This is a genomic window from Collinsella sp. HCP3S3_E5, assembly GCF_052067635.1.
Classification (GTDB): domain Bacteria; phylum Actinomycetota; class Coriobacteriia; order Coriobacteriales; family Coriobacteriaceae; genus Collinsella.
Window position 1 is genome coordinate 1 of sequence record NZ_JBQHQF010000036.1, and the last position, 8,933, is coordinate 8,933.

An 8,933-nucleotide genomic window follows, 5' to 3' on the forward strand; every position below is an offset into this window, starting at 1 on the left:
CGGTGAGCCCGGCGCCGCGAAGCGCCCTGGCCCTCTCCACCATTCTCCTACTGTATGCCATGCGGACTCCGTTCCGGACCTCAACGGTCCAACTTTTTGTCCGCAGTCCCCTCGCTCAGACCGGGACGCATTTTCCCGATCGACCCTCTGCGGGAAACTGTATCCCACCTTGAGGGACAAAACTGGGACGCGGTTTCCGGCCCGGGCATCAAAACGAAGTTGCGGTGGAATAGTTCCTGTTTGGGGCTTTAACCAGCAAAAACAGGAACTATTCCACCGCAAGTTATGAGGGACGGGATGGGGCTGGCCCTCTTACTCTCTTACAGATGGCGCTCCAGGAAGCGGAAGGCTAGGCGAATCCAAGGGCGGACTGCCACCTGCTTGTCCTCGTTGTCGACCGCGGTATTGGCATTGCCGAGCGAAAGGCCGTGACCGCCTTGGTCAAAGACGTGCATCTCGCAAGCGACGCCCTCCTCGGCCATGCGCTGAGCAAACGGATAGACCTGCGCGATCGGCGCCGTTTTGTCATCGGACACGCCCCACACAAAGGTCGGCGGCATCTGACGCGAAACATGCGTGGTAGGGCAGATATCGGCCAGGTGCTCTTCGGTCGCCTCGCCACCCGTCACCATCGACAAGTAGTCGTTGAGCAAATCGCGCCCCGTCTTGCCACCTGTCTTGGGCACGCGCAAGTCGATGCGCGGATCGCGCGTCTGCATGTCGCGGACATAGGCAAAGTCGAGCAATGGATAGCCCAGCACCACGGCATCGGGACGAATGTCGTCCGGACGCGCCCCGGCAAGTGCCGCGAAGGGGCCGGTCTTCCACTGCGTTGCCAGCGAGGCGCAAATCATGCCGCCCGCCGAAAAGCCCACAACGCACACGCGCTTGGGATCGACATGCCACTCGTCGGCATTCGCACGAACCGTGGCGACCATCTTGGCAAGATCTGCCTGGGGGTGCGGAAAGCTCACGTCACCCGTGCCACTCGTGACATAGTTGAGAACAAAGGCCTGGTACCCGTGATCCAAAAATGCAAACGCCACCGGGTCCTGCTCGTGCGGAGCGATGTGCGTAAACGCGCCTCCGCCGCAGATGATCACTGCCGGGCGACGACCATTGGGCTTGCCGGGCAGCGGTTCGGCCCCCATATAGGTAAACGTCGCCGGATATTCCTCGGTCGGCTCCTCGCCCCACAGCGCATGGCTCTCGACGATCATATATGCTCCCTTCGCGCGATTCGTGCGCACGTTATGTCTCGCCTTCAAGCGTACCCCACTTGGACGCACGGCATCGAAACGTATCCGCAATAAGTTCCCTTCAACTGATATATCACATAATCCCAGCTCAGGGCCGTCGTTGAGCAGCGTAAAATAGAGACGCTGACCGAGCCGGTAAACACACACGAAACGTTTCCGGCAAAACTACGCGTGCGCTACATGCGCACTTGATACGTTGGAGGCATCTATGGGTCTGCTCGATTCGCTCAAGTCCACGTTCAACTCGTCGGGCGAGGCGTCCGTACCGCCCGCAGCAAGCTTCGCCACCCGCGAAGGCGTCATCTACGCTCCCGTTAACGGTGTGCTCGTCAATCTAAACGAGGTTCCCGACGAGACCATCGCCTCGGGAATGCTCGGCCAGGGCTACGGCATCGAGCCCATCACCGGCACCATCTATGCGCCCGCTAACGGCCGCATCGGTGCCACCACCGTCACCAACCACTCTATTGGCATGATCACCGAGGACGGCCTTCGCGTGTTCATCCATGTCGGCCTGGGCACCGTACAAATGAACGGCAAGGGTTTTGCCCGCTTTGTCGAGATGGGCGATGTGGTCAAGGCAGGCCAGCCGCTCATCAGTTTCGACCGCGATGCCATTAAGGCCGCTGGCCACGAGGACATCGTGACCGTCATCATCTCCGAGCTCGATCGTCTTAAGAGCATCGACCATGTCGGCGAGTCTGGAACGCTTATCGCCGGCAACCCGCTCGTCAAGCTGGGCGACCCGCTGCTGGTGGCTAAGACCAAGTAACGAGTCCTGCGCCGTACAGCCAACAGGCAACACGCCAAGCGCCCACGACCATCTGGCCGCGGGCGCTTTTCGTTTGAAAACCGTCCCGTCAATGCCTTATCTGTATAGCCCAAATGAGCCGAGCTGCTAGAATATCGAACTGTATGGATAACTATCATTCAACCGCTATGGGAGGATACGTGAACCGCACCAAAATCGCGCAGCTCTATGCCGATTCCGAGTCGCTCGGCGGCAAGACCGTCACTGTCGCCGGCTGGGTCAAGTCCGTCCGCGACATGAAGAACTTTGGCTTCGTCACGCTCAACGACGGCAGCTGCTTCCGCGACCTGCAGGTCGTCATGAACCGCGAGACGCTCGGCAACTACGACGAGATCGCCCACCAAAACGTCTCGGCTGCACTCATTTGCACCGGCACCGTCAAGCTGACCCCCGATGCGCCCCAGCCTTTCGAGCTTTCTGCCACCTCCATCGAGGTAGAGGGCACGAGCGCCCCGGACTACCCGCTGCAGAAGAAGCGCGCAACCGTCGAGTTCCTGCGTACCCAGCAGCACCTGCGCCCGCGCACCAACCTGTTCCGTGCCGTGTTCCGCATCCGCTCTGTCGCGGCTGCCGCCATCCACCGCTTCTTCCAAGAGCAGGGCTTTGTCTACGTCAACACCCCCATCATCACCACGAGTGACTGCGAGGGCGCCGGCGAGATGTTCCGCGTGACCACGCTCGACCCCAAAAATCCGCCTCTCACCGAGTCCGGAGAGGTCGACTGGAGCCAGGACTTCTTTGGCAAGCACGCAAGCCTTACCGTGTCCGGCCAGCTCAATGCCGAGAACTTTGCCATGGCCTTTGGCGACGTGTACACCTTTGGCCCCACCTTCCGCGCCGAAAACTCCAACACCACGCGCCACGCCGCCGAGTTTTGGATGATCGAGCCCGAGATGGCCTTTGCCGACCTGAATGACTACATGGATAACGCCGAGGCCATGCTCAAGTACGTTCTTAAGGACGTTATGGCCACTTGCCCCGACGAGCTCAACATGCTCAACAAGTTTGTGGACAAGGGCCTGATCGAGCGCCTGAACCACGTTGCAAACTCCGACTTTGCCCGCGTCACCTACACCGAGGCCGTCGAGATCCTGGAGCAGGCCGTCGCCGCCGGTCACAAGTTTGACTATCCTGTCAGCTGGGGCATTGACCTGCAGACCGAGCACGAGCGCTTCCTGACCGAGGAGCACTTTAAGCGCCCGACCTTCGTGACCGACTACCCGGCCGAGATCAAGGCCTTCTACATGCGCATGAACGACGACGGCAAGACCGTCGCCGCCGCCGACTGCCTGGTTCCCGGTATCGGCGAGATTATCGGCGGCTCCCAGCGCGAGGAGCGCCTGGATCTTCTCGAGGCCCGCATCAAGGACCTTGGCATGGCCCCCGAGCAGTACAAGTACTACCTTGACCTGCGCCGCTACGGTTCCTGCAAACACGCCGGCTACGGCCTGGGCTTCGAGCGCTTGGTCATGTATCTGACCGGCGTGGGCAACATCCGCGACGTCCTTCCGCACCCCCGCACCGTGGGCAACGCCGATTTCTAATCGCCACAGCTCCGTCCCGCGCGTTACAGCGTGTCGCGCCAGCGCCTCTCGGCAAGCCGAGGGGCGCTTTTTTCAACAGCATCCGTCAGGCTTTTGTCAAGTTTTTGGTCAGCTGAGCAGGGCTGTTGAAAACTCGACCCGCCGCTTGCCGACGACTACCGACCACCCAGAGTGCCCTGCGCCCCTAAGCAAACCCCGTGTCCTAGGCTCCGTAGCGTCATCACCCAAAAACGGAAAGGACGTGAACGCAATGGCCAAACCCGCTGTTGAGAACTACGAGGCCACGACCAGGGGTGCTGCTTCCATGGCAGCCTATCGCGCTGTGCGCATCCTGCAACTCTTAAGCGAGCATACCGGTGAGGACAAAGCGCTTCCTCCCGATGAGCTGATCGAGCGTCTCGCCCATCCCGACGACCCCGCTCGCATGCCCATCTCGGCAGCGCGGCGCAGTATCCATACCGCGATTTCCGCCCTGCGACATGCCGGATACGAGATTGAGTACAAGCGCGGCGCGGGTTACCGACTTCTCACCCGACCGCTCTCCGACGAGGAAATCATTCGACTCCATGGCATGGTCATGCGCAACCGCTCCACACCCATCGCGACCAGAAAAAGCATAGCGCGCCATCTGGTCGCCATGGCAAGCGCCGACGTTCGCGGCTATCTCGATACGTCCGAGCCGGCACCAAGCTCAGAAGGCAAACCCGCCAAGACCACGCGACCGCCCGCCAAACACATCGATACCTGCGAGCTCATCGAGCGGGCCATCGACCACGGAACCACGGTGAGCTTTGACATTTCAAGCGTCACGACACACGACAAGATCGAAGTGACGAGGATGACCGTTCGGCCTTTTGCCATCAAACAGCGAGACGGCGTCTCGTATCTGCTGGGAACGGTCGTCGACGGGCACGGCTCCGACGACACCCTACGCACCGTCGAGGTCGGCCGCATGAGAAACGTTAGCACGCGCCTGCTCGACGGCAAGAAGCTCTTTGCCGCGCTGGACGAGGGGGAGCGGCCCGCGCCCGCCGCCTAAGTCTTGCCGTTGCCCGCCAAATCCCCCGCCGTCCATCCGGTTCAGTATTAAAAAACCCGACAGGTTGTTGAAAAAATGGGCATTGGCGCTACTATAGACCCACTTGCACTTTGTTTGAGTGCAGTGTTTCCAGCAATTTCTATACTGGGGGTAATGACATGAACGACATCACCATCAGCCGCAGGAGCCTTCTGGTCTCCGCCGGCCTGCTCGCACTGGCCCCGCTCGCCGGATGCGGCGGCAACTCTGGTTCCGGCTCTGCAGCCGCAGGTTCCGACTACACCATCGGCGTTCTGCAGCTCACTGAGCACTCCGCGCTCGACGCCGCCAACGACGGCTTTGTCAAGGCCATCAAGAAGAGCGGACTCAAGGTCAAGATCGACCAGAAGAACGCCCAGAACGACCAGTCCACGTGTAAGTCCATCGCCGACAAGTTTGTGGGCGACAACGTCAACTTGATCTACGCCATCGCCACGCCTGCCGCACAGGCTGCCGCCGGCGCCACGGCCGATATCCCCATCGTGGGCTGCGCCATCACCGACTACGCCGCCTCCGGCCTGGTCCAGGACAACGACAAGCCCGGCACCAACGTCACCGGCGCCTCCGACCTCACCCCGGTCGCCGAGCAGCTCGAGATGATGCAGAAGGTCCTGCCCGACGTTAAAAAGGTCGGTCTGCTCTACTGCACCGCCGAGTCCAACTCCGACGTCCAGATCAAGGCCGCCAAGAAGGAACTCGACAAGCTGGGCCTGGAGTACACCGATTTCACCGTCTCGAGCTCCAACGAGATCCAGTCTGTCGTCGAGTCTGCCGTGGGCAAGGTCGACGCGCTCTACTCCCCCACTGACAACACCATCGCCGCGGGCGCTTCGCAGGTCGGTCAGATCTGCAAGGAGAACAAGCTTCCCTTTGTGACCGGCGAGGAGGGCATGTGCATGGCCGGCGGCCTGTTCACCCTTTCCATCAACTATGAGGACCTGGGCTACGCCGCGGGCGAGATGGCCGTTAAGATTCTGAAGGGCGAGGCCAAGCCCGAGGATATGCCGATCAAGCACCTCCCAAGCAAGGATCTGGTCGTCATCAAGAACGACGAGATGGCCGAGGCCCTGGGCATCGACCTTTCCGCTCTAGACGAGTAGCGCCATGCGCGGTAACGCAGCTAGGCACGCGCTTGCGCCATAGCTGCGTTATTCAATATCTGAGTCATTGGGGCGAACGCTAAAGACCGGCGTTCGCCCTGCTTGTTTTTGGTAAAACAAAATGTCCGTCCGCTGCTCTTTTATGCATTGGTACCGCTATTATGGAAAATCACGTGTCCACCCTATCCTAGGAGGTATGAAGCATGCTCATTGCGTTGCAGGGCGCCGTTTCGCAGGGTGTCCTCTGGGGCATTATGGTGCTTGGCGTGTTTATCACGTTCCGCCTGCTCGACATCCCCGATATGACCTGTGACGGCAGCTTTGCCCTCGGCGGCTGCGTCTGCGCCGTGCTCATCGTCAACAACAATGTCGACCCGTTGCTCGCCGTTTTGGCCGGCATGTGCGCCGGCGCCATTGCGGGCGCGGTCACGGGCATTCTGACCACCGTCTTTGAGATTCCCGCGATCCTCGCCGGAATCCTCACCCAGATCAGCCTGTGGTCCATCAACCTGCGCATCATGGGCAAATCCAACACGCCCATCCTTGCCAAGGGCACCGTGTTCTCGGCCGTCAGCAATATGACGGGCCTGCCGCAGTCCACCGTTGCCATCATCCTGGGCATCTTGCTCGCCGTGGCTATCGTTGCCATCCTGTATTGGTTCTTTGGCACCGAGATCGGCTCGGCGCTGCGCGCCACCGGCAACAACGAGTACATGATCCGTGCCCTGGGCGTCAACACCAACTCCACTAAGATGATCGCCCTCGTGCTCTCCAACGCCCTCATTGGCCTTTCGGGCGCGCTCATCTGCCAGAGCCAGAAGTACGCCGACATTGGCATGGGCACCGGCGCCATCGTTATCGGTCTCGCCGCCATTGTTATCGGCGAGGTGCTCGGCCGCCTGCTGCCCGGCGGTCTCACGCAGTTTAGCGTCCGTCTTGCCTCCGCCGTCTTTGGCTCCGTAGTGTACTTCCTCATCCGCGCCATCGTGCTGCAGCTGGGCATGGACGCCAACGACATGAAGCTGCTCTCCGCCGTGATTGTCGCCGTGGCCCTATGCGTGCCCGTGGTTTGGGAGCGCTATAAGCTCCGCAGCTCCTACACGAAGGGGGATGAGGCAGATGCTTAAGCTCTCGCACGTCAAGAAGACCTTTAACAAGGGCACCGTCACCGAAAAGCGCGCTCTTACCGGCGTCGACCTTACCCTCAACGACGGTGACTTTGTAACCGTGATTGGCGGCAACGGCGCCGGCAAGTCCACGCTGCTCAACATGATCGCCGGCGTGTATCCGCTCGATTCGGGCGTTATCGAGCTCGACGGCACCGACATCTCGCGTCTGAGCGAGTCGCAGCGTGCCAAGTACCTGGGCCGCGTGTTCCAGGACCCCATGCGCGGCACCGCAGCCGACATGCAAATTGCCGAGAACCTGGCACTCGCCAAGCGTCGCGGCCAGCGTCGCGGCCTTTCGTGGGGCGTCACCAAGGCCGAGAAGGACGAGTACGTCAAGCTGCTCAAACGCCTGGACCTTGGTCTGGACACGCGCCTCGACGCCAAGGTCGGCCTGCTCTCGGGCGGCCAGCGCCAGGCACTCACCCTGCTCATGGCCACGCTCACCAAGCCGCGCCTGCTGCTGCTCGACGAGCATACCGCGGCACTCGACCCCAAGACGGCCTCTAAGGTGCTCAATCTGACCGAGGAGATCGTCGACGAGAACCACCTGACCACGCTCATGGTCACGCATAACATGAACGACGCTATCCGTCTGGGCAATCGCCTGATCATGATGCACGAGGGCCACGTAATCTACGATGTGGCAGGCGATGAGAAGAAGTCGCTCACCGTCGCCGACCTACTGCAGAAGTTCGAGGAGGTCTCGGGCGGCGAGCTCGCCAACGACCGCATGCTGCTGAGCTAAACCTACCAAAAAGGGACAGGTTTATTTTGGCAGGTTTTATCTGCGCAGACGTCAAAACCGCCGCAAAGGGACAGACACCTTTGCGGCGGTTTTCGCATATTATGTCGATAATCCAGCGTCAGCAGGGACCACAGGTTAAGAACTAAGGAAACTGCCATGAGAGGATCTCTTCCTCGTCTTGCTTGACCGCCGCACTCCTTGCCGGCGTACTCGCCGGCGCCCCAGCTTACGCCACCGCGGACGCCCCATCTCAAGTTATCGGCCCGTCCAATGTGATCGGACGGGCTTTTTGGTGGGTATCATGGTTGAACGATCTTGAGGAGGTTTTCCCTACATGGAATTGTTTGAGCCGATTCTTCATTTCTTTGAGCAGCGGTGGGTCCACAACATCATCTGGGCTGGTATCTTGGCGATAGGCACCGCCGTCGCCGCCAAAGTCGTTTCCAAGACGCTGCGTCACCTGCTCAACCGCGACGATAACCCGCTTCCGGCATCGAGTATCTTCATCAACATTGCGCGCGCCGTCATCTGGATGATCGGCGGCAGTTTTATCCTCGACAACTGCTTTGGCATTAACGCAAACGCGCTCGTCGCCGCTCTTGGCGTCGGCGGCATTGCCATCTCGCTCGGCTTTCAGGACACGCTGTCGAACCTTATCGGCGGCTTGCAGGTGACCTTTATGGGCATCATCAAGCCCGGCGACAATATCGAGGTCGGCGGCGTGTCGGGCGTGGTACAGGACATCACCTGGCGCCACACGACCATCGAGGATGCCTACGGGCAGACCATCATTGTGCCCAACTCCAACATCTCCAAGGACACGCTCGTGCATCTGATGCCCTTTGGGCGCGTGGCCGTGCCCGTTGCCGTAAAGGACACGTCTAAATGGGCTTCCCTTGACGCGCTGGCAGACGAGCTGACCAGCGCCACCAAGGCCGCCGTGCTTCCCATCTCGGGCTTTGACCAGGAGCCCTACGTGCTCTTTAGCGAAATCGGCGACTTTGGCATCAAGGGCAAGATCATCTTTATCGTCAGTGACGACAGCACCACACTCACCGCTGCCGACGCCTGCATCCGCGCTATCGCTCCCATCATCGCCTAAAGCACCACAAAGGGGACAGACACTATGACCCAATCCGAGGGCACTAAAAAGATAGGAGCCCCCGCTCGTGACCGCGGGTCGGGGCTGCGACAATGATGTTGAAGTGCCATAGGCGCAGCCGCGCC

The 8,933-nt window shown here is 60.5% G+C and carries 8 protein-coding genes; 7 read left to right on the forward strand and 1 reads right to left on the reverse strand.

Translation table 11 applies throughout. The features are described 5' to 3' along the window. Positions 1-320 precede the first annotated feature (320 nt). On the reverse strand, positions 321-1,220 hold the full coding sequence (locus ACTM82_RS08555) for an alpha/beta hydrolase (RefSeq protein ID WP_427793558.1): 900 nt from the start codon (positions 1,218-1,220) through the stop codon (positions 321-323). A gap of 247 nt (positions 1,221-1,467) precedes the next feature. Here ACTM82_RS08555 and ACTM82_RS08560 point away from each other — a divergent pair, with 247 nt between their 5' ends. The 7 genes from ACTM82_RS08560 to ACTM82_RS08590 all read left to right on the forward strand — a co-directional run bounded on the left by ACTM82_RS08560 (position 1,468) and on the right by ACTM82_RS08590 (position 8,808). Further along, positions 1,468-2,031 carry a PTS sugar transporter subunit IIA gene (locus ACTM82_RS08560; RefSeq protein ID WP_441055768.1) on the forward strand — a complete coding sequence of 188 codons (564 nt, stop codon included), beginning with the start codon at positions 1,468-1,470 and terminating at the stop codon, positions 2,029-2,031. Between the two features lie 179 nt (positions 2,032-2,210). Further along, positions 2,211-3,614, forward strand: a complete 1,404-nt coding sequence (gene asnS / locus ACTM82_RS08565) for an asparagine--tRNA ligase (protein ID WP_441055766.1) — start codon at positions 2,211-2,213, stop codon at positions 3,612-3,614. A gap of 250 nt (positions 3,615-3,864) precedes the next feature. Next, on the forward strand, positions 3,865-4,653 hold the full coding sequence (locus tag ACTM82_RS08570) for a hypothetical protein (RefSeq protein ID WP_441055764.1): 789 nt from the start codon (positions 3,865-3,867) through the stop codon (positions 4,651-4,653). Positions 4,654-4,811: 158 nt separating this feature from the next. After that, entirely contained in the window at positions 4,812-5,792 is a 981-nt protein-coding gene (locus ACTM82_RS08575) for an ABC transporter substrate-binding protein (protein WP_427747699.1), read from the forward strand. Between the two features lie 203 nt (positions 5,793-5,995). Next, entirely contained in the window at positions 5,996-6,919 is a 924-nt protein-coding gene (locus ACTM82_RS08580) for an ABC transporter permease (protein WP_006234992.1), read from the forward strand. After that, positions 6,912-7,706: an ABC transporter ATP-binding protein gene (locus tag ACTM82_RS08585; RefSeq protein WP_441055770.1), complete on the forward strand. Its 795-nt coding sequence runs from the start codon at positions 6,912-6,914 to the stop codon at positions 7,704-7,706. The genes ACTM82_RS08580 and ACTM82_RS08585 overlap by 8 nt, the downstream gene beginning before the upstream one ends. A gap of 334 nt (positions 7,707-8,040) precedes the next feature. Then, complete coding sequence (locus ACTM82_RS08590; RefSeq protein ID WP_441055762.1) at positions 8,041-8,808, forward strand: mechanosensitive ion channel family protein; 768 nt, start codon at positions 8,041-8,043, stop codon at positions 8,806-8,808. Positions 8,809-8,933: the final 125 nt, after the last annotated feature.

Excerpts from the sequence above, each read along its gene's own strand:
- ACTM82_RS08560 (WP_441055768.1), top strand. The coding sequence starts at position 1,468 with ATGGGTCTGCTCGATTCGCTCAAGTCCACGTTCAACTCGTCGGGCGAG.
- ACTM82_RS08570 (WP_441055764.1), top strand. The coding sequence starts at position 3,865 with ATGGCCAAACCCGCTGTTGAGAACTACGAGGCCACGACCAGGGGTGCT.
- ACTM82_RS08580 (WP_006234992.1), top strand. The coding sequence starts at position 5,996 with ATGCTCATTGCGTTGCAGGGCGCCGTTTCGCAGGGTGTCCTCTGGGGC.
- ACTM82_RS08590 (WP_441055762.1), top strand. The coding sequence starts at position 8,041 with ATGGAATTGTTTGAGCCGATTCTTCATTTCTTTGAGCAGCGGTGGGTC.
- ACTM82_RS08585 (WP_441055770.1), top strand. The coding sequence starts at position 6,912 with ATGCTTAAGCTCTCGCACGTCAAGAAGACCTTTAACAAGGGCACCGTC.
- ACTM82_RS08555 (WP_427793558.1), bottom strand. The coding sequence starts at position 1,220 with ATGATCGTCGAGAGCCATGCGCTGTGGGGCGAGGAGCCGACCGAGGAA.
- ACTM82_RS08575 (WP_427747699.1), top strand. The coding sequence starts at position 4,812 with ATGAACGACATCACCATCAGCCGCAGGAGCCTTCTGGTCTCCGCCGGC.